The 23,048-nt window shown below is 58.8% G+C and carries 22 protein-coding genes; 5 read left to right on the plus strand and 17 right to left on the minus strand.

Annotation, left to right across the window (positions count from 1 at the left end):
- Positions 1-8: 8 nt before the first annotated feature.
- Positions 9-1,385, minus strand: coding sequence for a DUF1501 domain-containing protein (locus tag H8E27_07355; protein ID MBC8325426.1), 1,377 nt, complete (start codon positions 1,383-1,385; stop codon positions 9-11).
- 47 nt (positions 1,386-1,432) lie between these two features.
- The gene (locus tag H8E27_07360; GenBank protein ID MBC8325427.1) at positions 1,433-5,287 is read right to left on the minus strand and encodes a PQQ-binding-like beta-propeller repeat protein; all 3,855 of its coding nucleotides are present in this window, start codon (positions 5,285-5,287) and stop codon (positions 1,433-1,435) included.
- A gap of 37 nt (positions 5,288-5,324) precedes the next feature.
- Here H8E27_07360 and H8E27_07365 point away from each other — a divergent pair, with 37 nt between their 5' ends.
- Complete coding sequence (locus H8E27_07365) at positions 5,325-6,284, plus strand: hypothetical protein (protein ID MBC8325428.1); 960 nt, start codon at positions 5,325-5,327, stop codon at positions 6,282-6,284.
- Between the two features lie 96 nt (positions 6,285-6,380).
- Positions 6,381-6,908, plus strand: a complete 528-nt coding sequence (locus H8E27_07370; GenBank protein MBC8325429.1) for a redoxin domain-containing protein — start codon at positions 6,381-6,383, stop codon at positions 6,906-6,908.
- A 77-nt stretch (positions 6,909-6,985) separates the two neighbouring features.
- Here H8E27_07370 and H8E27_07375 read toward each other — a convergent pair whose 3' ends face one another.
- Positions 6,986-8,302 carry a Gfo/Idh/MocA family oxidoreductase gene (locus H8E27_07375; protein ID MBC8325430.1) on the minus strand — a complete coding sequence of 439 codons (1,317 nt, stop codon included), beginning with the start codon at positions 8,300-8,302 and terminating at the stop codon, positions 6,986-6,988.
- A 196-nt stretch (positions 8,303-8,498) separates the two neighbouring features.
- Between H8E27_07375 and H8E27_07380 the strand changes: the two genes are divergently transcribed.
- From H8E27_07380 to H8E27_07390, 3 genes are all read left to right on the plus strand, one after another.
- Entirely contained in the window at positions 8,499-9,254 is a 756-nt protein-coding gene (locus tag H8E27_07380; GenBank protein MBC8325431.1) for a sigma-70 family RNA polymerase sigma factor, read from the plus strand.
- A 168-nt stretch (positions 9,255-9,422) separates the two neighbouring features.
- Positions 9,423-9,899: a dual specificity protein phosphatase family protein gene (locus H8E27_07385; protein MBC8325432.1), complete on the plus strand. Its 477-nt coding sequence runs from the start codon at positions 9,423-9,425 to the stop codon at positions 9,897-9,899.
- A gap of 136 nt (positions 9,900-10,035) precedes the next feature.
- Positions 10,036-10,707, plus strand: coding sequence for a VWA domain-containing protein (locus H8E27_07390; GenBank protein MBC8325433.1), 672 nt, complete (start codon positions 10,036-10,038; stop codon positions 10,705-10,707).
- Between the two features lie 24 nt (positions 10,708-10,731).
- On the opposite strand, the gene H8E27_07395 is transcribed toward H8E27_07390, so the two are convergent.
- The 14 genes from H8E27_07395 to H8E27_07460 form a co-directional block, all read right to left on the minus strand.
- Positions 10,732-12,183 carry an arylsulfatase gene (locus tag H8E27_07395; protein ID MBC8325434.1) on the minus strand — a complete coding sequence of 484 codons (1,452 nt, stop codon included), beginning with the start codon at positions 12,181-12,183 and terminating at the stop codon, positions 10,732-10,734.
- Positions 12,184-12,317: 134 nt separating this feature from the next.
- Positions 12,318-13,094 (minus strand): hypothetical protein, encoded by a 777-nt coding sequence (locus H8E27_07400; GenBank protein MBC8325435.1) that lies wholly within the window; start codon positions 13,092-13,094, stop codon positions 12,318-12,320.
- 29 nt (positions 13,095-13,123) lie between these two features.
- Positions 13,124-14,410: an aminopeptidase P N-terminal domain-containing protein gene (locus tag H8E27_07405; GenBank protein ID MBC8325436.1), complete on the minus strand. Its 1,287-nt coding sequence runs from the start codon at positions 14,408-14,410 to the stop codon at positions 13,124-13,126.
- A gap of 67 nt (positions 14,411-14,477) precedes the next feature.
- Positions 14,478-14,762 (minus strand): redoxin domain-containing protein, encoded by a 285-nt coding sequence (locus H8E27_07410; protein MBC8325437.1) that lies wholly within the window; start codon positions 14,760-14,762, stop codon positions 14,478-14,480.
- Positions 14,763-14,801: 39 nt separating this feature from the next.
- Positions 14,802-14,942: a redoxin domain-containing protein gene (locus tag H8E27_07415; protein MBC8325438.1), complete on the minus strand. Its 141-nt coding sequence runs from the start codon at positions 14,940-14,942 to the stop codon at positions 14,802-14,804.
- An 816-nt stretch (positions 14,943-15,758) separates the two neighbouring features.
- The gene (locus H8E27_07420) at positions 15,759-16,190 is read right to left on the minus strand and encodes a VOC family protein (protein ID MBC8325439.1); all 432 of its coding nucleotides are present in this window, start codon (positions 16,188-16,190) and stop codon (positions 15,759-15,761) included.
- Positions 16,187-16,507, minus strand: a complete 321-nt coding sequence (locus tag H8E27_07425; GenBank protein ID MBC8325440.1) for a helix-turn-helix transcriptional regulator — start codon at positions 16,505-16,507, stop codon at positions 16,187-16,189. The genes H8E27_07420 and H8E27_07425 overlap by 4 nt, the downstream gene beginning before the upstream one ends.
- Positions 16,504-16,857: a type II toxin-antitoxin system RelE/ParE family toxin gene (locus H8E27_07430; protein ID MBC8325441.1), complete on the minus strand. Its 354-nt coding sequence runs from the start codon at positions 16,855-16,857 to the stop codon at positions 16,504-16,506. Before H8E27_07430 ends, H8E27_07425 begins: the two co-directional genes overlap by 4 nt.
- A 32-nt stretch (positions 16,858-16,889) precedes the next feature.
- On the minus strand, positions 16,890-17,870 hold the full coding sequence (locus H8E27_07435; GenBank protein MBC8325442.1) for an NAD-dependent epimerase/dehydratase family protein: 981 nt from the start codon (positions 17,868-17,870) through the stop codon (positions 16,890-16,892).
- Entirely contained in the window at positions 17,867-18,769 is a 903-nt protein-coding gene (locus tag H8E27_07440) for an NAD(P)-dependent oxidoreductase (GenBank protein MBC8325443.1), read from the minus strand. The genes H8E27_07435 and H8E27_07440 overlap by 4 nt, the downstream gene beginning before the upstream one ends.
- A 107-nt stretch (positions 18,770-18,876) precedes the next feature.
- On the minus strand, positions 18,877-19,920 hold the full coding sequence (locus H8E27_07445; GenBank protein ID MBC8325444.1) for an AlkZ family DNA glycosylase: 1,044 nt from the start codon (positions 19,918-19,920) through the stop codon (positions 18,877-18,879).
- 58 nt (positions 19,921-19,978) lie between these two features.
- On the minus strand, positions 19,979-20,848 hold the full coding sequence (locus H8E27_07450) for a LysR family transcriptional regulator (GenBank protein ID MBC8325445.1): 870 nt from the start codon (positions 20,846-20,848) through the stop codon (positions 19,979-19,981).
- Positions 20,845-22,191, minus strand: coding sequence for a sulfatase (locus tag H8E27_07455; protein ID MBC8325446.1), 1,347 nt, complete (start codon positions 22,189-22,191; stop codon positions 20,845-20,847). Before H8E27_07455 ends, H8E27_07450 begins: the two co-directional genes overlap by 4 nt.
- Before the next feature lie 143 nt (positions 22,192-22,334).
- Positions 22,335-23,048 carry an aminopeptidase gene (locus H8E27_07460; GenBank protein ID MBC8325447.1) on the minus strand — a complete coding sequence of 238 codons (714 nt, stop codon included), beginning with the start codon at positions 23,046-23,048 and terminating at the stop codon, positions 22,335-22,337.

A 23,048-nucleotide genomic window follows, 5' to 3' on the forward strand; every position in this document is an offset into this window, starting at 1 on the left:
TAAGCCAATCAGCCGACCAACTCGCGGATGGGCTTGATGCCGCTGTCCACGAGGTAATGCGGACGACCCTGAGAATCGGTGACGGTGGCGGTGGCGGTGTTGATGCCGAGGCAATTATAGAGCGTCGCAAACACTTCCTGAAATTTCACCGGTCGATCGTTGGGCTCGTTGCCGTGTTTGTCGGTGGAGCCGATGACTTGGCCGTGGTTCATACCGCCGCCAGCCATAAAGACGAAGTTGGCGCGCGGCCAATGGTCGCGACTGTTGTTTTTGTTGATCTTCGGCGTGCGGCCAAACTCGCCCCACATCACGACGGCCACGTCCTTGTTGAGGCCGCGTTCCTTGAGGTCGGTGAGCAGCGCGGAGAGGCCCTGGTCCAGCAGTGGCATTTCCTGGCGCGAGCGCGGGAAGTTCATGCCGTCGCCGCCGTGCCAGTCCCAGCGGCTGTAGTTCAGCGACACCACGCGCGCCCCGGCCTCCACAAGACGGCGGGCGATGAGAAAGTTGCGAATCATCCTCGGCGCACCATCGCGTTGGTACTTGGAATCATTCACGCCGTACCGCTCGGCGATGCGCGGGTCTTCCTTGGAAACATCCAGCGCGTCCATGAGACCGCTGTTGGACAGGATGCCGAGGGCCTGCGCGTTATAAGCGTCGAGGTCGGACTGTTGGCCGGTCGCATCGGCGGTGGCGCGGAACTTGTCAATGGCACCGCGCAGCCGGTTGCGGTCGTTCAAGCGGTCGAGGCTGATCCCCTCCAGCGCGAGGCTTTGCGCCTTGGCGTTTGGATTTTTCTGCACCAGCTGCATCGGCGAATGGGCCGCGCCGGTGAAGCCGCCGTTGCCGGCTTGGCCCCACGTGCGGTTGCCGGTGGGGTACATCAGCGAAAGATTCGCCGGCACGCCCGCCTGCGAGCCTTGCAACTTGCTCACCCACGAACCCCAGCTCGGCCAGCCGCCTTGCGGCGCATTGCGCTTCTCGCTTTGGCGCCGACCGGTCATGCACTGGAAACAATCGTGCGCACCATCGGAATCGGCCAGTGAACGGATGATGGAATACTGGTCGGCCATCTTCGCGAGGCGCGGAAACATTTCACAAATCTCCACGCCGGGCACGTTGGTTTTAATCGGCCGGAACTCGCCGCGGATTTCCTTGCCCGCCTCGGGCTTGAGGTCGAAGAAATCCAGATGCGACGGACCGCCGGGAAGGTAAATATTAATCACCGCCTTGTGCGAGCGGCCGGTTTTTTGCGCCGCCTCCACCTCGAGCAGTTGCCCCAGCGAAAGCCCGCCCGCGGCCATGCCGCCGACCTTCAAAAAATCGCGCCGCGAAAACCCATCGCAATGGGCTTGGCCGCCATCAGAGTTGCCAAAAAGATCAACCATAACAATTCGTAAACTATGCGATTTTAAGACGCATAGCGAGGGTGAATTTATTCACCCAAGCAGATGACTTCACCGGTTTGTGTGGTGTAAAATAATTTCCCATTTGCCACGGCGAGGCTGTCCCACACGGGGAGGGCGGGGAGTTTGTGGGTGGCTTGGGTGGCGCCGGTTTTTACGTTGATGACGAGCAAAATGGCGCCTTGTTTGCCTTGGAGAGCGGCGGCTTGGGCGGTGAGAATTTTCTGCACCTTGGGATCGCCCTTGGTGAGTTTTACAAAACTTTCCTCTTCGTCCACGAGGTCCGGCGGGCCGATGACATAAAGCGTGTCGCCGGCTTTGGCCATTGCGCGGACGAGGATGGGGAGGTCCGTCGTCCAATCGTACGGCACGCTTGCGCTGCCGGCGGCGGCCCCGGCGGTGGCTTTGAATTGCATCGCGAGGCCGCTGGCTTCGTCACGTCCCAAAACGGAGCGGGCACCAATCAACTGGCCGTGATGGTTTTTGCCGGAGGCGTCGGTGGCTTTGCCTTTTTCAAAATCGCAGGCGAGCATCAACGCGGGATCATTGGCGGGGGCTTTGTCGGCGTGGAGCGCGGCGACTTCGTCATCGCTCAGGGCGCGATGATAAATTCGCACGGTGTCGATAGTGCCGCTGAAGGTGTTCGGACTGCGATAGGCGCCCACGGGGCTGCCGTCGTCAGAGCCGATCTCGAGGCCTTGTAACGGCGTGCTGGCTATGAGACCGGTGGCTTTGCTGTGGCCGGCGGGTTGGCCGTTGATGTAAATATGCATTTGTTTGTTGGCATCGAGCACGCCGGTGACGTGCACCCATCGCCCGCCAAACTTGCCGCGGGCGGTGACGCTGGCGAGATTGTCTTTTGCGCGAATGAGAAATGCTGGCGTGCCGTTTTGCATCACCAATGCGAAACCGTTTTGCGGGCCGCCGCGGGCGAGGATGACTCCGCTGGGGCGCTTGGCATTAACCCACGCGGAAACGGTCAGTGCTTTGCCGGTGGGATCCATCGTCCTGGGCACGCCGAAGCTAACCATTGCGGCCTTTGCGGCAGGGCGCTTGGGTTTATTGGCGGCGGGCGGCGGGGCTTTTTGAACGCGATTGGCAGCGAAGAGTTGATGCTCGAGGACAGTGGTCCACTTGAGGTACTGCGGTTTGCGACCGAAGCCGTAAATTTTTTCCTGATCAAAAACCAGCAAGCGTCCCGAAGGCGCGAAACGGCCGGCTTGATAATAGCCCGCGTGACCGCCGGCAAAGCTGCGACCGTAAACCCAATAGCTGCGGTGGAACCATGTGTCATCGAGAAAACCGGTGGGGCAAAACACGTGCGCGGTGTCGCCGCCCTGTTGGCCGCCTTGCCCGGCGAAGTCGCCGGTGTGCGGGCCGAGGCCGATGCGCTGGCCTTCGCGGTCGAATTTTTGCGACTTCATATAAATGAATTTGTCATCGCTCGAAAGAATGTCCGGCAGGCCAACGGGCATTTGCAAAATCTGAATTCGCTCCTGCAAATTTTTGTTCTCGCCCGGCTCCTTTTCGTCGAGCACGACCTCGATATTTTTTTTGCCGGTGAAAGCATCGAGCGCAAACCAGCGCATTCCGCCATCGAGAAAATTGGAACGACCGGCCACGAAATAAATTTGGTCATCGCGAATGAGCACACTGCCGTGCACGGGCCAGACGCTTTCGAGCTGTTCGTAAGCCATCAGTCGGCGGTCCTCCGGCGCGGCACGGAACCGCCACGCCAACGCGCCATCGCGTGCGCGCAGGCAATACACCCAGCCATCGGCGCTGCCAAAATAGGCGCGCCCGTCGCGAATGCTCGGCGGCGAATCCACGCGCCCGCCCGCGGTGAAGCGCCACAGCTCCTTGCCGGAGGTTGCGTTCAGCGCGACGACTTCGTGGGCGTCCACGCGGGCGACGAAGAGTTTGTTTTCGGCAATCGTGACGGCGCTGAGTTTGCCTTCCAATTGTGTGGCCCAATTTTGGGCAAGTTTTTCGCCGACACTATTTTTTGAAAACCCGCTGCGCAGATTGTCGTGCCGGTAAGTGGGCCAATCGCTTTCGCCAATGCCGCCGGTGTCGGTGGCCTGCCCGAAGGCGGGGCCGCGCTCGAGGCGGTTGGATTCGATGACCTTGCCCAGCGCGCGGGATGGCGAGGCGGAGGCCAGCGCGTTGAAGCCAAACAGTTTGGCCTCCGGATAACACGCGCAGTTGTGCGGCGGGGCGTAGGTCAATCCATTGGCGGGCATCACGCCGTAGAGACAGCCGCCGCGGACCCAGTGATTGATGTCCCAGTTTTTGGTGTCGGGATCGATGAACTCGATGCCGGTGCGCGAGGGCATCAGGAAATTATCTGTGGCCTTGGCGATGTAACAGCGGTGATGGAACCAGTAGGTATCCACGTTGGGCGGAATCTCGACCCTCACTTTGCCGGTGCGCAGATCGCGTCCGGTGAAGATGCCGCTGTCGCGGCCACTGGTGGTTGGCGCACTCCAAACCATCCCGCGCATCACCAGCAAATCCTCCGGGGACTGGTAACCGCCGCGAGCGTGCGGCGCCTCCCAAAGTTGCTCGCCGGTTTTGGCGTCAATGGCTTTCATCGTGCGATCGCCGCCGGCGTAGAGCACCACGCCGTCGTGGCTCACCAGCTTGGGGCCGAAATTAAACCGCACCACTTCTGGCAAAAACGACTTGCCCGCGTTCCACGCCACATCACCCGAGGAACGATTGAGCGCCACTACTTTTTCGCCGTCGTGAAAAAACACGCGATGTTCATCGGCCGTCATCGTCAATGGCGCGACTTTGCTGTTGTGCCCCCAAATGCGTTTGCCGGTCACCGAATCGTACGCCTTTACCTCGCGCTTTTTTTTGTTCCACGCGAAGTCGCGCCGCACGCGCGCCTGATCGCCGGTATTATGAAACGGCAAAAACGAATTGAGTTCCCATTCCTCTGTGCTTTCCAAAACAAAAACCTGTCCGCCCTCGACGATGACCTCCTCCGCGCCTTTGCTGCCGGGCAGTTCGTGGATGAGTTCGCCGGTGGCGGCATCGAGCACGCTCACCGGTTCATCGACGCCGAGCGTGATGTACACGCGATCCTTCACCGCAACCAACCGCCGCGCCAATTGCGTGGGCCCGCTCTTCAACGGCCACAAATGGCTGTGCCATTTTTTCATCGGCTTCTTCCAAAGAATCACGCCGTTAAACGCATCGCGCGCCACCAACGTCCAGCGTGCGGGCAATTGGATGGACACGCGTGAGCCTTCGTCCATCACATAAAATACCCGCCCGCCCGTGGAAACCAACGCGCTCATACTCGCCATCCGATCGTGATGCCGGCTCCAACGCGGACTGCCCAGCCACTGCAAATGCCGCGGTGGCCCGACTTGTTTATCGTGCGCCACCGCGTTGCCACCGGCGTCGTGGAGATAGTGCGTCCATTCGTCAATGTCCTCCGGGCGCGGCTTGGTTGTCGCCTTCCATTCGCCGCCGTTCTTAATATAGGCAACTCCTTCCGGCGCGAGCACGCGCAACACCTCCGCCATCGGCACGGGGCCCAGATTTTCTGCCACCAACAGGTTTACCATATTGTCAATGTACGGCAACGAATTGCCAGCGAGGCGGTCAATTGAAATCGCGCCGTACACGTCCGCCGCCCTCACCGCGGCGCGGGCCTTGGCAACATTAGCCGGATTGGCATCAAGGCCGTGCACTTGAAATCGAGAATTGGGCCGGAGCGTTAAAGTGAGTTTGCCATCACCACAACCGAGGTGGACGACGAAGCCGCCTTTGAGGTTGAGCGATTGGGGGATGCTTGGCGCGGCGTGCGTTGTGGAAATCAAAATGAATCCGGCCAACATCAATCCGGCAAGAATTCGAATAGGTTGCATCTGGTGATTATGCCGCGCGCGCAGGAAGACACAAGCCTTGCTTGCCAGCGCCGCCGCCAACGCCGATGCTGCGCCGCCGATGATAGCTTATGATCGCCAAAGGCTCGGCCTGGATTACGACCGGTTTCCCGGAGGCATCTTTAATCCATCGCTCGCGCAACACGCCGATGCCGTCTGGGGCATCGCCCGCTGCGAACCGCATGATCAAGCTGCGCGCAACGCCGACAAGTCGTTAAATTTTTTGCCGATCCAAGCCGTGCTTTTTCGGTTGGACGATTCGCTTGCCGTGGTCGAGGCACATTACGATGTGCGCTTTGAAAATTTCCCAAACCTCCCGTGGCGCACGGAAGATTACCGATTGTTCGTTTTTCAAAATCAACTTTACTGCACCCACATCCTTTGGGTGCAAGGCTACAACATTGGAATGGCCCTCTCACGCGTTGATGTAGCTGCACGCACAATCTCGTTGATTCGCCCCATCACAATTGAGGGATTCGAAATCCAAGGCATTGAAAAAAACTGGGTGATGATTCCCCGCGCGGACTCGCTCTATTGCCTTTACAGTTTTTACCCCGAAACCACGCTGGCGAGTTTGGCCGATCTTGAAACCGCCTGTTTTCGATTGGTCAATAAAACAAAACTCCAACCTCCGGCCAACGGCCTCGCCGATAAAATGATTTCCCTCAGCACCGTCCCCCAACGCATCGGCGAGGCACGGTATTTATTAGTGCACCAAAAGGACGACCAAATGATTTATCGCGATTTTCTGGTGCGTCTCAATTCCGAAACCCTCGCGCCCGAAGCGATCAGCCAAACCCCCGTCATCACCGGCGGCGACTGCGAAGGCTTTTGGCGCGGCTATCTTACAGTGTATTCGCTGCTCGTGCAGGGCAACCGCGCCGTGGTCAGCTACGGCGAAGGCGACCGCTTCGCTGGCATCGCCACCGCGGCGTTGGAGGATTTGTTGTTGGTCCCGATGCTGCCCTTGCACCGATAGGGATGTGCTGAAATCCGCGCTTGTTTTTTGAACATTGGAAACCTACCCTCCGTCAATTGAACACGCCGTTGAAATCACTGGCGAACAAACGTTAACATGAAAAAAACACTCATCATCATGGCTGGATTTCTCACCACCCTTCTTGGCGCGGCGGATCTCAAGGTCGGCGATGCCGCCCCGGATTTCGCACTCCAAGGCAGTGACGGTAAAACCTACAAGCTCTCCGATTACAAAGGCAAACAGGCGGTGGTGATCGCTTGGTTTCCCAAGGCATTTACCGGTGGCTGAACGGCCCAATGCAAGTCGTTCCGTGCGAACGGCAATGAACTGAAGAAGTTTGATGCGGCCTACTTCACCGCCAGCTGCGATCCCGCCGATGGTAAAAAGGGCAACATCAATTTCGCTAAATCGCTGGAGCTGGATTATCCCATCCTGAGCGATCCCACCAAAACCACCGCCAAAGCCTACGGCGTGGTGACGGCCGCGCGGCCATTCCCACATCGGTGGACGTTTTACATCGGCAAGGACGGCAAGATCCTGAAGATCGATAAAAAAGTAAAAGCCGGCCAGGACGGCGCCAATGCCGCCAAGACACTCAAGGCTTTGGGCATCGGTGCGAAGTAAATTGAATCATCAATTTAACGGAAAAGGCCCGCCATTCAGCGGGCCTTTTTTTGTGTTACCCGGAAAAATGAGGGCCATTAAATCGTCCAGCCTTCGCGGTAATCGCGGCGGATGTATTTGGCGGCTTCGGGAGCGTTGGTGGCTTTTAAATGATTCGCGTCCCATTGCAATGTTTTGCCGACGCGGTAGGCCACGCTGCCGAGCAGGTTATGCTCGATGAGGCTGCCGGAGTATTCAAAATTGCAAGTGGTGGGTGCGCCGGTTTTGGCAGCGTGAATCCATTCCTGATGATGGCCCAGCGATTTGGTAATCCACGGCTTGGGCGCTTTGTGGTCGGCAAATTTTTCTTTCGGCAGCAGAATCCGTTTGCCGTAATCGGCGAGCAACATTCCTTTGTCGCCGACGAATAAAATGCCGTTAAACCATTTGCCCAAGTCCATACCGGTGTTGATGGTCGGCCGGTCGCGTTTGCTGCGGCCGCCGTGGTACCACACGACTTTGACTGGGGCGCGATGCGGCCCTTTGCCTTTACGGGCGGCGTGTTCCCACGTGACGCGCATCCACGGCGGGCACGCGACGGGGTCGGCATCGGGCCCGTGCGCTTCGCAGGTGAGTGGCGTTTTGAGATCCAGCGCCCACCATGGGAGATCGATGAGGTGGCTGCCCATATCGCCGAGCACGCCGTTGCCGTAATCCCAGCGGCGGTTCCAGTTGAGGTTGCCGCCTTTCCAGTAACCTTGATTGTGATCGCGATCGGGCGCGGGCCCCTGCCATTCGTCCCAGTGAAACCAATCGGGCGGCGACTGGCGTTCGAGCACGGGCGCGCCGATGGGATTGATGGTGCGGCTGCACCACACATGCGCCTCGCTGACATTGCCGATAGCGCCGCTCTGCACCAGCTCGACGACGCGCCGATAATTATCGGTGGCGTGAATTTGCGTCCCCATTTGCGTGGCCACACCCGTCTTGGCGTAGGTCTCACGCATCACGCGCGCCTCGTGCACGCTGTGGGCGAGCGGTTTTTCGCAGTAAACGTGCTTGCCCGCGCGCATCGCAGCCACGGCGGCCAGCGCGTGGCAATGGTCGGCGGTGCTGACGGTGACCGCATCGATGGATTTGTCCTCCAACAATTTCCGCCAATCAAAATACGCCTTGGCCTTCGGATGTTTTTTTTGCGCTGCGGCGAGCGTTTGGCCGTTTACATCGCAGAGCGCCACGATGTTTTCCGAGGCCACACCGCGCATATTCGCCGAGCCGCGTCCGCCTGAACCAATGATGCCGATGTTCAGTTTTTCGTTCGGCTTATCCTTAGCCGCGCCAAGCAAAAGATTGGGTGCGGCGGAGCCCACAAAGCCGGCGCCGATAGTGGTCTTGAGAAAGGTTCTGCGTTTCATAGTTTATTGAGTGTGTCAGGGAGAATTGTGCCGCCACACGGCAATAGCATCAAGGGCCAAAGTGCTTGATGGGGACGCGCTACCGCGTGTCCAGACCGACGCACCATCTTGTCTTTTGGCGGTGGCTGCCTTGGCCAAACCAACGCGGGGCTTGACAGGTGTGTGAGTACGCGAGTTGATGTTTCCACGCAATTTGATGAATCAAGGCACATCTAATTCTGAATATCCAAATTCCGGCGAAGACTTGAAAGGAGATTCACAGGACCAATTTGAATCAAATTACACCGACCCGGTCAGTCCTGAGGAGGTCAGTTCTTCGCTAGAAACCAATCAGCAGGTAGACAAGAAGCGCGATGAATTGAATATCAGTACCGACCCAACGATGCTCGATGGGTTGAAGGCTTCCGACGAATGCTTACGCAATCAAGCAAGCCACGAGTTTAATCTACGATACCGAGAATACATCGCATTCGCGGCCCGCAAGTCGGGCCTAAACGATCAGCAGGCGCTGGACATCGTCAACACCGTGCTGGAAAAAGTCTTCCGGAAAATCACCCAGTACACCAAACATAAGGGTCGGTTCCGCAACTGGCTATGGACGGTAACCAAGAGCACAGCGATTGACGTCCTTAGAAAAAAAATACCCGTTGAAACCGAGTTGGAAACGGGTGGGGTTTCTTCGGTCGAAGAATTTGAGGAATGGTGGAGGCGTGAGGAAATTCGGTATCTCACCAAAACTACGCTGAAGAGAATGCGTGATGTGCATGGGATAAAAACGAAGCGGCTCAACATTTTTCTTGAATACGCTGGGCGGGGCAGGAGAGCGAAGGACGTGGCGAAGGAATTTCAAGTTGCAGAAAACGCAGTGCGCCTTACCAAGCATGAGTTGATGCCGATTTTTGAAAAGATGGTAAAGATCGTACATTACGAGGAAGCGGGCGGGGGTGCGTAATTTTTTGGCCGCCAACCTCCCAGCCTCCCTGTTTTTAAGGTCTCTTCGGTTGTGCTGAAATTTTTTTGAATTTCACCAAATGTTTTGGGTTTGGATCCCCGTTTATGATGGCATATGAGCGAAGTTATAAATGAATCCAAAACCACAAGCCCCCTCCTGGTTCGAAACGTGAACGAAGCTCGGCAGTTGCACGGGGAATTCGACGCGGTCATCAGCGTGGTCAGCAACCCGGGCAGTCTGAAGTTTGCGCATCCCAATCATCATCGGGAATTTTTTGATGACATCTGTGAGGACTTCCATTGGGGGCGGGAACCGCGCCGGGAACAGGTGGAACGGATTCTTGAATTCGTCCGCAAACAACCTGAGGGCACGCGTTTTCTCGTCCACTGCCAAGCGGGCATTTCTCGCAGCACCGCCACAGCGCTGGGGGTGTTGGCGGCGCTGGGCTGGGACGAGAATGAGGTGGTAGCTCGGCTTGCCGCCGATCATCCCGAGGGTCGTCCGTTTTGGCCGAACCGGCTGATTCTCCAACACTTTGACATAGTGTTGAAAACCGGGCTTGGCGCCGCGGCCAACCAGTTTTTGGCCGGGCAACCAGACCGACTGCTAGGGCGGCTGGCAGTTAGTGAGCGGAGGTCCGTGTGATGAAGTTTTGCGAACCGATCCTCGCCGCCGAGCCGGGAGATCTGTGTTGGGCTTATTGCGTCGGCGCAATCCTGGGCCTAATCTGGCGGATTGTCAGAAATTACTACAATTTTTAACCCAAAACAAAAGGAACAACATGAAAAACAACAAGACACACATCACCGTTCTCCTGGACCGCTCCGGATCGATGGAGGAAATCCGCGAGGAAACCATTGACGGATTCAACTCCTTCCTTGCGCAGCAACAGCAGCAACCCGGCAAGGCCGCGCTGACGCTCGTGCAGTTCGATGACGTCGATCCATTTGACATCATACACCGGTCCGCGCCCATCGGGAAGGTCCCCAAGTTGAATCGGGAAACCTACGTGCCCCGCTCCGGAACACCACTACTGGACGCCATCGGGTACGGCATCCGTAGTTTGGAAAAGTCCCTCGCCCGCAAGCCGGAATCTCACCGGCCCGGCAAAGTCATTATGGTCATCATCACTGACGGCCAGGAAAACTCCAGTCGTCGTTATACCAAACAAAAGGTGGCGCGAATGATTGAGGAAAAGCAGGGAGAAGGCTGGCAATTCGCCTTCCAGAGCTCGGACATGGCATCCATCAACGACGCGATGGATTATGGAATCAATCGCCACTCGACACTGTCCTTCGACAAGACTCGCGCAGGAACGGCCATGGCGTGGAACTCCATTTCCTCGGCCATCTCCAGCTATCGACAAGGGGGGCGCGAGGAGGTTTCCTTTCGCGATGAGCCTGTGGATTCACCCAGCTCAGCCTCCGACTGGAATTCGCTGCACAAAAATTAACCGGATCCAACAGGTCGCGGTGCGTCAGTTTCTCTCCGGCGCACTGCGGCCGGTGCGTTTGAATTCTTCGAGCTGGGTTTTGAGTGTCTGGGCGCGCTCGGTTTCTTTGAGGTACAAATTGGTCGTCTCGCCCGGATCGGTTTTGAGGTTGTACAATTGTCCCGGCGCGCCGGGCGCGTTCTCGGGCAGGGCAAACTGTTTCATGCCCCATTCGCCGCTGCGGTGGTAGTTGTTGCCGCCGGAGCCCTGATGATCGAGATACTTCCAATCGCCATGGCGGATGGCCAGCGCAAGGCTGATGGTTTGGTGCAAGGTGTATTCACGCACCGGCTCGCGGCCACCGAACAGTGCGGGGAGTAGATTAAAACTATCCTCACCGGCATTGTTGGGCAGCTTGAATTCCGTGATCGCAGCGGCGGTGGCCAGAAGGTCGGTCAGGCAAATGGTTTGATCTGCCGTGTGGCCGGCGGGGATGCGGCCGGGCCAGCGGGCAATGAATGGTACGCGATGGCCACCTTCCCATTGATCGCGCTTCACACCGCGCCACGGACGAGCCCCATCGTGTTGGTGATCGCGTCGCATGGCGATGGTGGTGGGCACCTCGGGGCCGTTGTCGCTGGAGAAAATAACGAGCGTATTCTTGGCGAGACCATGCTGCTCCAGCGTCTTCATCAGTTCGCCGACAATGTGGTCCATTTCAAAAATGAAATCGCCATGCGGCCCAGTCTTTGTCTTGCCCTTGAACGCGTCGCCAGGAAAGGACGGTAGATGCACGGCCTGCATGGAGTGAAAGAGAAAGAACGGTTTGTCGGGGGATTCCTTGGCGTGTTGCGCGAGGAATTCCTGACTCTTCTTAAGGAACACCAGGTCGACCTCTTCCAGATCGAAATCCGGCGCGATCATTCCAGGGCGGTTGTCGCGTGAGTACGGATGCTTGGGCAGCGGCCCGCGATCCACAATGCGCGTGGGTGGTACGGGAATTTTATCGCCATCAATATAGGCGTACAGCCAATCGGTCGTCGGACACGAGGCCGTTCCAAAAAACCGTTCGAAGCCGTGATCCAGCGGCCCGCCTTTGATTGGGCGCGCGTAGTCCATCCGCTGCACAGCGGCCAATCCGTTCTGGTGGATGGGCTTGCCCTCCTTATCAAAGGCCGTGAGGCCCACGTGCCATTTGCCAAACATGGCCGTGGCGTAGCCCTGTTGTTTCAACAAACTGGCCAGCGTCATCCGGCCGGGATTGATTAGGCACGGCCCGCCCACGCCGGTAAACACTCCGCGATAATTCAGCCGAAACGCCATGCGGCCGGTGAGCACGCTGTAGCGCGTGGGCGTGCAAACTGTCGAGGGACTGTGCGCGTCGGTAAACCGAATGCCCTCCTTCGCCAACCGATCCAGATGCGGCGTGGGCACCTTGGAGTGCGCGTTATAACAGCCGACATCGCCGTAGCCCAAGTCGTCGGCAAGGATGAACAGGATGTTGGGTTTGTCGGCGGCGAAACCCAATTCACCACAGAGAACACAGAGGAACACAGAGAGAAAAATTGGAAAGCGGCGTGCTGGGACAGCTTGCCCCACCTCTGTGCGCTCTGTGTCTCTGTGGTGAAAAATCACTTCAATATTTTCTCCAACCCATCAAGATTTTCCCGCAAGGCAATCTCTGCATCCGTATCACTGCGATGATCGAGAATGCCAATGGGCCCCGTGTAGCCGGACTTGCGGATGGTGGCGATCATCGCCACCTCATGCTTGCCGCGACCAAGCTGGAGAATCTTCGGCTGCGCGCCATCGTTCATGCCGTTGAGGTTCAGGCAATGGAGATACGGTTTCATTTGGTGCAGCGACTTTTCCCAGTCGGCAATGTGGCCGTGGCCATGGTGGAGGTTATAAACGATGCCCACATGTTTTGCATCGTGATGTTTACGCAAATATTGGCACACCGCCGCGAGATTGGCCGGTTCACCGCTCCAGCCGCCGTGATTGTACAGCCCGAGTTTGCTGCCCATTTTTTTTGTGCGCGCCACGAGCGGCAAAAGTTGTTTCGCCGCTGCCGCGACTTTTGCCTCCTGCGAACTGCCTTTAGGCGAAGGGAACATCGACCAGATTTGCGGTGAGATTTTGTGCTTCTCGAACAGCTGGAACGCTTTTTCGTGAACAGCCCAGAACGCGAAGAATTCCAGACCGTGTTTTTTGTACTGCAGAATCTCCTCCTCAAATTCCGGTACATGCTTCGCCCGCCAATCATACGCCACCCGCTTGAGTCCCAGCCGCTGCAACATCGCCGCGCGCTCGGCCGGCCCGCGCTGCTTGGCGTCGAAGGGGACGATGCACCACGCGACTAGTTTGTCTTTGGCGAAATTGTCCGCCGCATTTCCCCCGACACACAGGCCGGCCAGTAGAACGAAAAGGATTCTATTCATCGGTTCATGATGGCCTCGATTTCGTCTGCTTCGATCGGCACTTTGTCCATCAGGTTCACGGGGCCGTCCTCGGTGACGACGATGTCGTCTTCCAAACGCACGCCGAATCCTTCGTCCGGCAGATAAATGCCCGGCTCCACGGTGAGCACGGTGCCCGGTTGAAATGGTACATTTAGATTTCCCACATCGTGCACATCTAAGCCCAACGGATGGCCGAGGCCGTGCATAAAATATTTGCGGCAGGCCGGGTTTTCCGGGTCCTGTTTCTTCACCTGTGCCGGCTTAAGCAGGCCGAGCTTGAGCAGTTCCTCATTGGTGTGCGCCTGCGCTTCCTTTTGCCAATCCTTTTGCAACTTGCCGACGGTGGCTCCCGCGATGCTCGCCCGCAGCACATTGAGCACGGCGTTGTACACCTTCTTTTGCCGGCGCGTAAATTTGCCGCTCACGGGAATGGTGCGCGTGAGGTCGGCGTTGTAATTGGCGTAGCTGGAGGCCACGTCCATCAACAGCAGTTGCCCTTTTTTGCAGACCTGATCGTTTTGCAAATAATGCAGCACGCAGTTGTTTTTGCCTGCGGCGACAATCGGGGTGTAGGCAAACTTGCCGCGGCGCTTGATGAATTCCCGTGCCAGCTCGGCCTCCACTTCATATTCGGCCACGCCCGGCTTCACAAACCGCAGCGTGCGGCGAAAGCCTTTGGCCGTGATGTCCACCGCCTCCTTCAGCAGCTCGATCTCCAAATCCGTTTTCACCACGCGCAGTTCATGCAGCAACGGCGCCAACCGCCGGTAGGTGTGCAGCGGAAAATCTGCCTGACACTGCTTGATGAAGCGCACGTCACGCGTCTCCATCTCCACGTGTGCACGCTTGTACTCGTTGCTGTTCAGGTACGCGCTCTCCGCCTCGCACATTAGCGACCGGAAAATCACCGGGAACTCCGAAAGCCATTGCACATTCTTGATGCCCGAGATCTTGCGCGCATCCGGCTTGCTGTGTTTGTAGCCCTCCCAAATCTGCAGATGCTCATTCGGCTCGCGCACAAACAAGATCTCACGCTGCTTCTCATCCGCCGCATCCGGAAAGAGCACCAAAATACTTTCCTCCTGCTCAATGCCGCTCAGGAAAAACAGATCGGCATTCGGCTGCATCGGCAACGTGCCATCGGCATTGGTCGGCAGCACATCATTGGCATTCACCACCGCCAACGCCTTTGGGGCCATCTGCGCCGCCAAGCGTTTGCGGTTCTCAGAAAAAAGTTTCGATTGAATCGGTTTATGTCGCATGGGAATTGGAGGCAACAGAGTGCGCGAAAGGGTCCGTCACGGCAATCTTTTCAGCGCGACCGCATTGTCAGGGCCGGATTTTTTCCGCGGTGCGAATCAATTTTTCCAAGGCCAGATCGATGGTTTTTTCGCCGGGGTGCCCCACCCACTTGTGGCGGATCACACCTTGATGATCGATAACGTAAAAGGTCGGCGTAGCGGGGTGATTCCATTGGCGGACAATCTCCCCTGAATCGGCGAAGGACCGCCAATTGAGTTTTTCCTTCACCATCACGGCCTTCAGCGTTTTGGGTTCGTGCCGAAACACATCCACGCCGAGCAGCGCGAAGGGTTTGCCTTTCAGTTGGTTCACGAGCGACCGCTCGTGGGGCCAATGGGCCCGTCACGTGAGTCAGTATTCCATCCAGAAATACAGCAGCACGACTTTCCCGCGATACTCACTTAGCTTGAAGGCGCGGCCATCCTGATCCTTGCCCTTGATGTCTGGCGCCACTTTTCCCACGGACAAATGACGGATGCCTCGCAGTTCCATCTGAGCCTGAGCGGCCACCGTGCCGCCGCGCGGGGTTTTCACGTCGGCAAATTTCGTGGCCTGTTCAAACAGCGTCTCAATCTGCTTGGCCAATCCGTTCCGATGGCGCTGTTTCAATTGCGGAAGATAGTTTTCGCCAAACACCTTGTTGCTGAACTCGACCATTCCCGGCCGATCCGCGGCCAGCTGCACTGCACGAAGCCGGTCATTCAGAAAACGCGCCAACGCCAGACACGCCAGCCCTTGTATTTCGGGGTGGGCATTGTCACGCAGGACGGCGCGCAGGAATTTTTCGAATTCCAACCGGTATCCATACCGCATCCGGTCGATGACCGGGCCCAGCTGATCGCTGTGCAGGTGATCACGTAACAGCAGGGTCACCACCTTGCTGGGCGAATTATCCGTGATCCCCACGGGGATGGTGGCATGATTCATTTCCCACGCAATCTGCGACGCCGAGTCGGTTGAGCCGATGGCTTGAATCGCCTGCCGAATGGCCTTCAGGGCAATCGGATCTTGCGGATGCTTTTCCGCCAAGGCCAAAAACCGCGCCGGGAATTTCCCCAACCGCTCCACATGCAATCGACGTTGCTCATCGGTTTTCGCCGTACGAATGCCGCCGCTCGCCGGACCGTATTCTTTGAACAACGCGGCGTATTGCGCGGCCGGCGTGCCCGTGCTGGCTGGGCCACCGTGCGCGGTCATCGTAAGGGCGAGAATGATCCCCCCGATTATTCCAAAAACAAACTTCATGCGACGGTCTTCATTATTCCCATGATCGGGGCACTCGAGCAACGGTTTTCAACATCCAACTCGTCACCGATCCGGCGTCTCGTAATCATGCCGCTCGCGCGGGTCGTCGGAGAGGTACTGCACAAACTCCCAGTCGTTGCCGTCCGGGTCCATGAAATAAACGCGCACGCGGTGCGGATGACGGTTTGGCACGGTCGAATCTTCGTAGCCCGCCGCCTGCATTCGCGCGCGCAACGCCTCCGCGTCGGCCACTTCAAAGGCCAAATGATTTACCCCCGGCTTGCCGGTGTACGGCTCCCAAGGCTCGGCCGGTTCCACCGTGGATTGGTTGAGTGCCAGATACGTTTCGTCTGTGCCCACATGCACCCACCGCGTGCCATCCGGATCGCGCCCATCATATCGAATGCCGAACTCCGGAAACGCCGTCTGCACAAACGCCAAGGTCGCGTCGAGGTCGCGCACCAACAGATTCGCGTGTTCCAGCCGGGGATTCATGAGGCCGCCACCAGTGTCTTGTTGCGTTTGCCTTTGCCTGAAAAGGTCACTTGCAATTCCACATCCAATGCCTCCGCCACTTTGCGCAGCATGCTGAGTGAATGCCCTTCGTACGCGGGCGATTCCAGCCGACTGATTTGTTGTTGCGACGTGTTCAGGCGTTCGGCCAGTTCCTTTTGAGACAAGCCCGCTTGGCGGCGCAGTTCGGCCAGTTGCAGCGCCACATCCCACGCCGCACCCGCCTGCTCAAAGCGCTCGGCAAATTTCGCATCCGTCATTTGCCGTTCCAAGTATCGGTCAAAATTTGTTTTCTTCATGTCCCATTCCTTTCCTGCCAATCCACCATCCGCAAATGGGCTGTGCGCAACTCGCGTGCCGGAATTTTCCGGCCCTTATTACGCACTCCATGCACCGCCACGATCCGCCGCCCTTTCATAAAAAACCAAAACACGCGCGTGTTCAGTTTCCCAACGTGCCGCAGCTCAAACAACCCGTCACTCAACGCCTTGCTTAAGGGCGGCCGATGGTTTTTCCGATCACGCAGCTTGGCCAAACCGGCCAGAACCGCCGCATGATCTCCGGGATCCGTTCGCGCCAGTTCTTCGAGAAACGCCTCCACTGGGCTTTTCCCGTCGATTGTCTCGTAAAACTCTACGCTGAAAACCATGTCACAGCAACATCAATTTTGATGTTAACCCATTAACCAAACGTTTCCAAATATTGCCCGATGAGTTCCTGCAGAGGCGGCGGTTTGGGTAGGCCGAGGGCGGCGGCGCGTGTGCCGTCGACGGCGGTGGGCCAGGTGTCGACGATGGCTTGGATGCGCGGATCAAAGGCGTCCTCAATCGGCCCGAGCGTCAGACCGCGTTCAGCAGCCACCTCGGCCAGAACGGTTTCGGCCAGCTCCGGCGTCACCTGATGCGCGGGTAGACAGTAGCCGCGGTCTTCGCCCAGTTGTTCGGGAGGCATTTCGTGCAGCGCGATGAAGCTCTCCACCACGGTGCGAAATCCGGTCATCGGATGCGGCTGCTGCCGATGCACCGGCAGCGCGCAGGGTTCGCCCTTGAGCGGTTCGCGAAACATGCCACTCGCCCAGCCGGACGCCGCCGCGTTGGGGCGACCGGGGCGGATGATCACCGTTGGCAGGCGCACAGCGCGCCCGTCAAGATGTCCTTTGCGCACATGATCATTGAGCAGCAACTCACAGATCGCCTTGGTCATGCCATAGGTGGTGCGCGGGGTGTGCTTGGTGAGATCGCCCACCGGCGTGGGCATGCCTTCGCCGCCAAAACTCGCCACGCTACTGGCAAACACCACGCGCGGCTGGCCGGCCGCGGCACGGGCCGCCTCAAAAATATGCCGACCGCCATCGAGATTCACCCGCAGCGCATCATCGTAGCGCTCTTCGCATTCGCCGCTCACCATCGAGGCGAGGTGGAAAATGGAAAAACTCGCCGCGTCCCCGATGGCTTCCTCAATCACCGCGCGCTCGGCCACATCGCCTTCCATCCGCCGCACCGGCGCGGCGGTCGGGCCGCCGCCAAAATGCGCGTCCAATAGCACCAGTTCCTCGATTGGTTCTGCGCTACCGGAGGCCCCGATCAATTCCCCGCGCGCCAATAACGCCTCGGCCAATTGCGATCCCAAAAATCCGCCGCCGCCGGTAATGATAATTTTCATGCGCCCTCCTGTTCTTCCAACCCATTGATTGCCTCAAGATGCGTGAGCAAGCCGCTGTGATCCATGTCGCCTTTGCCGCTCGCCACCATCGCGGTGAACAGCTCGTTGGTGAGGCGCGTGATCGGCAGGTCCAACCCCAGCCGTTCGGCCGCCGCGAGGGCGTTCTTAAGATCCTTCACCTGAAACTTGGCCGGACCACCCGGCTCAAACTGGCGCAGCACCATGCGTTGCCCGTGCTCGCTAAGAATCCGGCTGGAGGCAAACCCGCCCTGCAAGGCCTCACGCACCTGCGCCCGATCCGCGCCGCCGCCACCGGCCAAGATAAACGCCTCACTCACCGCGCCAATCGTGATGGCCACGATCACCTGATTCGCCAGCTTGGAAAGCTGCCCGCACCCATTCGGGCCCACGTGCGTTCCGCGACCCATCGCGGCAAAGACCGGCTCCATCGCCGCAAACGTCTCCGCCGCGCCCCCGGCCATGATGGCTAGTTCACCGGCCGTGGCGCCCTTGGTGCCGCCGCTCACCGGCGCATCGAGATACGCCACCCCGCGTGCCAAGTGCCGCTCGGCATGATCCATCGCCTCGTCCGCGCCAATCGAGCTCATGTCAATCCGCGTCGCCCCTTCAGCGATGGCCTCGGCCACGCCTTGATCGAACATCACCTCCGCCACAGCCGGGCCATCGGACAACATGGTGATCACCACGTCCGCGCCCGCCACGGCTTCCGACGGCGTACCGGCCACGGTCGCGCCATCGGGCTGCAGGGCCTCGGCCTTGGCGGCAGACCGGTTCCAAACGGTCAGGTCAAAACCGGCCGCCATCAGGCACCGGCACATCGGCGCGCCCATCAGGCCCGTCCCGAGAAATGCAATTTTGGGTGAGGATAATTCTGTCATTTTAAATTTTCAATCAACGGACTCGCAGGCTCGTCCCTCCACCAGTGCGGCCAACTTGACAAGCCCATGGAGGGACGAGCCTGCGAGTCTGGGCCTTTCAATTCGAGTCATTTTTTAAATTGGATTTTGTACGTGGAAAAGTCTGGTTCCACGAAGTGAAGTAAACGCTCTCCCTCCTGTTTTAACTCCGCCTTGACCTTCGCGGGCAGCGGAGCAAACGGCTCCATCACAAGCGTCGCGGTCTTGCGCGCGCGTTCCACTTTCCACATGCCGGCCACGCGGCCATTTACCAAATAGGTGGCGCGCACGAGAAGGTTTTTGCTGACGAGCGCCGGCCGAAAGGCGTCATCCACAATGCGCGTGCGATCGGCATGAGACAGGATGAGATTGTCGAAGTCCGGAATGAACCGCACCGGCGCAGGCGTCTCCGCCGCCGGCCGCGGTGCACGCGGCAAATCAAACAGCTCCTGTCCTTTCTCGTTCCGAAACACTTTCAGCTTCGGCCGTAATGTCTCGAAGACCTCGCGCAAACCGGTACAGCCGGACCATGTCTGCGCATCGGCCGGCGTGGCGGGCCCGAAGGCGGCCAGATATTTTTTGACCAGCGCCACGCGATCCTCCGTCATCGGCACCGGCTTGCCCAGCCAGCGCTCGGCCACCAGCCATTCGGGCACATTCGTATAGCCCCACGGCGCGTCGGTGGGCACCTGCACTTTGGGCACATTCAACCGCACCGCCACGGCGGCAATCCGCGGATGCGCCTTGGGGAATTTGGCTTCGAGATGCGCCACCAATTCGCTGAAAGAGCGTGGTGCGTTTGCGTAAAAAGCGTGACCGGTTTTCAGAATCGCTTCCAGCGGCGCACCGCCCAGCGCCTTGGTTTTGCTCGGCGGAATGCACGCGGCCAGCATGGGATGTAAGGTGCCGCGCAGGGCGCAGTAATCGCGCGTGGTCATCAGGTGCACGGTGGCGCGCATCAGGGTAGCGCGCACCACGGATTTGCGTTTGAGAAGTTTGATGAGATCGGTGCGCGAGAACTGTTCCAGCCGCGTCCACAATCCGACGAACGGCGGACGCGCCTGTTGCGCCTGCATGCCGGCTAATCGCTCAATGGCTTTGAGCGGCGACACAGTCTCGCGCGCCAACAACATCTGCCGCGCCAACAATGCGCGGTTCAGATCGTCACGCGTGAGAAGTTGAGTGCTCACCTTACAGGTCGCCGGCGCGATGCTTGAGCAGGCTCACAATGCGCTGGGCCAGCGGGCTCTGTTGACCGCGCCACAGAGCGCCAATGCTGACGGCCGGAAATCCCTCGAGCGGCAACACGCGCACGCCCTTGGGCGCCTTGGCGCCGGGCATGGCAAGACTGAGGCCGATGCCGAAACCGTTGGCCACATAGGTTTCGATGAGGTCGATGGAGTTCAACTCAATGCCAATCGGCCAATCGATTTTGCGCCGGGCGAGTTCCTGCTGAAACGCGCGGCTGATGCCCTCGATGGCGGGCAGGCTGATGAGTGTTTGCGCGATGCGATCCTGGCCGAGGATGTCGTCGACGGACTTGATCTTCATCTTGGTCGGCACCTGCAGCACCATTTGCAGCTCGAGCAGTTTCTCGGACTTCAATTCGGAGGGCGGCTTGGAGCCGAGCACGGTGACGCCGAGATCCACCTCCGACGCCAGTAGCCATTGCTCGATCTCCGGCTGGATGCCCACGCGTAGGCTGGGATGGAGTCCGGGAAATTCCCCGCGCGCGGCGTTGAGAATATCCGGCAGATGATCGCGGAAAATGGTGCTGGAAGCCGCGATGCGAATGGACTGCGCCACGCCGCCGCGAATCTTGTCGCTCATTTCCTCCAAGCCCTCGAAGAAGGGCTTCACAAAGTCGTATAGCTCTTTGCCCGCCGGCGTCAGCTCAAACGGCCGCCGCTGAAACAGCGCGATGCCGAGATCATTTTCCAGCTGGATCACCTGCGCGCTGACTGCCGGTTGCTGGATGCCATACGGCATATTGCGCACAGCACCGGAGATGCCTTTGTGCTTGGCGACATAGTAAAACAGCTCGAGATGGTGGATGTTCATTTTGAATTTGGAGCCGGCGCCTTGTAGGCCGGATTGGGCACGGGCATTTTGGCCTTCATGGTTTTCTGCCAGGCCTGCAGCTTGGCGCGGAGTTCGGCAGTCTTGTTCGGTTCACGCGCGGCGAGGTTCTTCTGTTCGCCGATGTCGTCGGCCAAGTTGTAGAGCTCGACCTTGTCGTGGTGATAAAACTCGATGAGCTTCCAGTCGCCGTCACGGATGGAGGCGCCGGGTTTCCAGGAGGACCCGTGGTAATGCGGGTAATGCCAGTAGAGCGTGCGGCGGCCGGCGTCGTTGCCCCGAAGCTGGCTCAGGAGGCTCTGGCCGTCGGCGTGCAGCTTGGGTTGCGCGGGTAACCCGGCAAGATCGAGCATGGTGGGAAAGAAATCCATGCTGACCATCGGCTTGTGCGACACACTACCGGCTTTGGTGACACCCGGGGCGCGAATGATGGTGGGCTCGCGAACCCCGCCTTCGTATAGCCAGCCTTTGCTCGCGCGCAACGGCAGATTGCAGCCGGGGCCGATTCGCTTGCCGCCGCGCGTACTGAGGCCGCCGTTGTCGCTGAAGAAAATGACTACGGTATTTTGGTCGAGCTTCAGTTCCTTCAATTTGCCAAGCAACGTGCCGACACTGTCATCCACCGCCGCGACCATCGAGGCCAAGGCAGCGTTGTCCTGCCGCATCCGCGTGGAGCCCTCATGCTCTGGCTGCGTGGGTGTCTCGCCTTGAAACATTTTTTCAGCCTTGGCGTTGTAATGCGCGATACGTTTTTTGTACGGCTGAATGGGCGTGTGAATGTTGTAGTAAGACAGGTACAGAAGGAACGGCTTGCGCGCATCGCGTTGCTCGAGGAATTTGACCGACTCTTCCGTGAGGCGTTCGGTGAGGTATTCGCCGGGCTTGTTGGCCTTGAGCGCGGGATTGGTCCACGGCGCGTAGTACCCGCCCGGAGGCGAACCACGGTGGTGGCCGCCGATGTTGATGTCGAACCCCTGATCCTCGGGCCAATGGCCTTCACTGCCGAGATGCCATTTGCCGGCAAAGAAAGTTTGGTAACCGTGCGTCTTCAGCTGTTCGGCGATGGTCACCTCCCGATGCGCGAGATTATCGCGGTCACTCGGATGCAACAGCTTGTTGGTGGCTTGATTGCTCTGGCCGGGAATCCAGTCGGTGATGTCCACCCGCACCGGATGCCGCCCGGTCATGATGCTCGCGCGCGTGGGGCTGCACACCGGACAGGCCGCATAGCCCTGCGTAAATCGCATGCCACTGGCCGCCAACCGGTCAATGTGTGGAGTCTCATGAAACCGACTCCCGTTCACCCCGATATCCGCCCAGCCCATATCATCCACGAGCAAGAACAGAAAGTTGGTTTGCTTGGCAGCCGTAGCGGAAATGGAACTACAGAGGATACAAAGAAAAACCGAAACACGAACGAGGGTTTGCACGGGGGCACCCTACCCGCTCCCTTGCCCGCTGGCAACGACTACCGATAACGAGCCGTGAGCGCTTTGGCCAGGGCCTCGTAGCCTTTGACTTTGAGGCGGGCGACCTGGGCCTGATCGCTTTCTTCGCGATTGAGTCGGGCGCTGGTGGCGGTGTCATCGTACGCCTCGGGGATGACAAATTCCCAGGTGCCGGTGGCCACATCGATCACGGCTGCCTTGAGCCGGATGCGGATTTTTTGTTTTTCATCCGGCACCATCCGGCCCACGACCGGCACCCACGAAATGATCTTGGTGCCGTGCTCTTCGCGTCCGCTCTCCAACACGCCCCAGTATACAATCAACGTCTTCGCGCCCGCTTTGGCTGCGGCCAGGCGCAGTGATTTATCGAGCGGCTGCTTGGGACCTGGCGGCTGCTCCCGATAACGCCGGTCTGTTGTCGGCACGCCACTAAGCGGCACCACGGAGTACAGAGGCTCCAGCGCCTTAAGCATGGGATCATCCGGGAACTGCGCGCCACTTTGCACGACCACCACGCGATCGCCGCGCCGCAACGTCACCTTCGCTTCCGCCTCCAACGCCGCGGCAATATCGGCCTCCGTGATCTGTTCATCGGCCGCCACACCCAGCACTTCGAGTTCGCTCAACTCGCCGCGGTACATCCATGAGCCGTGGTAGTCGCTATTGGAAATCGATCGCGTCTGGCAGCCAATGGTGCAGGCGGCCACGCATAGGATGAGGAGCAGTGGTTTCAT

The sequence above is a fragment of the Limisphaerales bacterium genome, assembly GCA_014382585.1.
Taxonomy (GTDB): domain Bacteria; phylum Verrucomicrobiota; class Verrucomicrobiia; order Limisphaerales; family UBA1100; genus JACNJL01.

Excerpts from the sequence above, each read along its gene's own strand:
- H8E27_07415 (MBC8325438.1), bottom strand. The coding sequence starts at position 14,942 with ATGGAACTGCGAGGCATCCGTCATTTGTCCGTGGGAAAAGTGGCGCCA.
- H8E27_07460 (MBC8325447.1), bottom strand. The coding sequence starts at position 23,048 with ATGAAACCACTGCTCCTCATCCTATGCGTGGCCGCCTGCACCATTGGC.
- H8E27_07390 (MBC8325433.1), top strand. The coding sequence starts at position 10,036 with ATGAAAAACAACAAGACACACATCACCGTTCTCCTGGACCGCTCCGGA.
- H8E27_07425 (MBC8325440.1), bottom strand. The coding sequence starts at position 16,507 with ATGAAGAAAACAAATTTTGACCGATACTTGGAACGGCAAATGACGGAT.
- H8E27_07380 (MBC8325431.1), top strand. The coding sequence starts at position 8,499 with ATGAATCAAGGCACATCTAATTCTGAATATCCAAATTCCGGCGAAGAC.
- H8E27_07375 (MBC8325430.1), bottom strand. The coding sequence starts at position 8,302 with ATGAAACGCAGAACCTTTCTCAAGACCACTATCGGCGCCGGCTTTGTG.
- H8E27_07440 (MBC8325443.1), bottom strand. The coding sequence starts at position 18,769 with ATGACAGAATTATCCTCACCCAAAATTGCATTTCTCGGGACGGGCCTG.
- H8E27_07455 (MBC8325446.1), bottom strand. The coding sequence starts at position 22,191 with ATGGGCTGGGCGGATATCGGGGTGAACGGGAGTCGGTTTCATGAGACT.
- H8E27_07450 (MBC8325445.1), bottom strand. The coding sequence starts at position 20,848 with ATGAACATCCACCATCTCGAGCTGTTTTACTATGTCGCCAAGCACAAA.
- H8E27_07435 (MBC8325442.1), bottom strand. The coding sequence starts at position 17,870 with ATGAAAATTATCATTACCGGCGGCGGCGGATTTTTGGGATCGCAATTG.
- H8E27_07360 (MBC8325427.1), bottom strand. The coding sequence starts at position 5,287 with ATGCAACCTATTCGAATTCTTGCCGGATTGATGTTGGCCGGATTCATT.
- H8E27_07430 (MBC8325441.1), bottom strand. The coding sequence starts at position 16,857 with ATGGTTTTCAGCGTAGAGTTTTACGAGACAATCGACGGGAAAAGCCCA.
- H8E27_07445 (MBC8325444.1), bottom strand. The coding sequence starts at position 19,920 with ATGTTGTTGGCGCGCGAGACTGTGTCGCCGCTCAAAGCCATTGAGCGA.
- H8E27_07355 (MBC8325426.1), bottom strand. The coding sequence starts at position 1,385 with ATGGTTGATCTTTTTGGCAACTCTGATGGCGGCCAAGCCCATTGCGAT.
- H8E27_07420 (MBC8325439.1), bottom strand. The coding sequence starts at position 16,190 with ATGAATCCCCGGCTGGAACACGCGAATCTGTTGGTGCGCGACCTCGAC.
- H8E27_07405 (MBC8325436.1), bottom strand. The coding sequence starts at position 14,410 with ATGCGACATAAACCGATTCAATCGAAACTTTTTTCTGAGAACCGCAAA.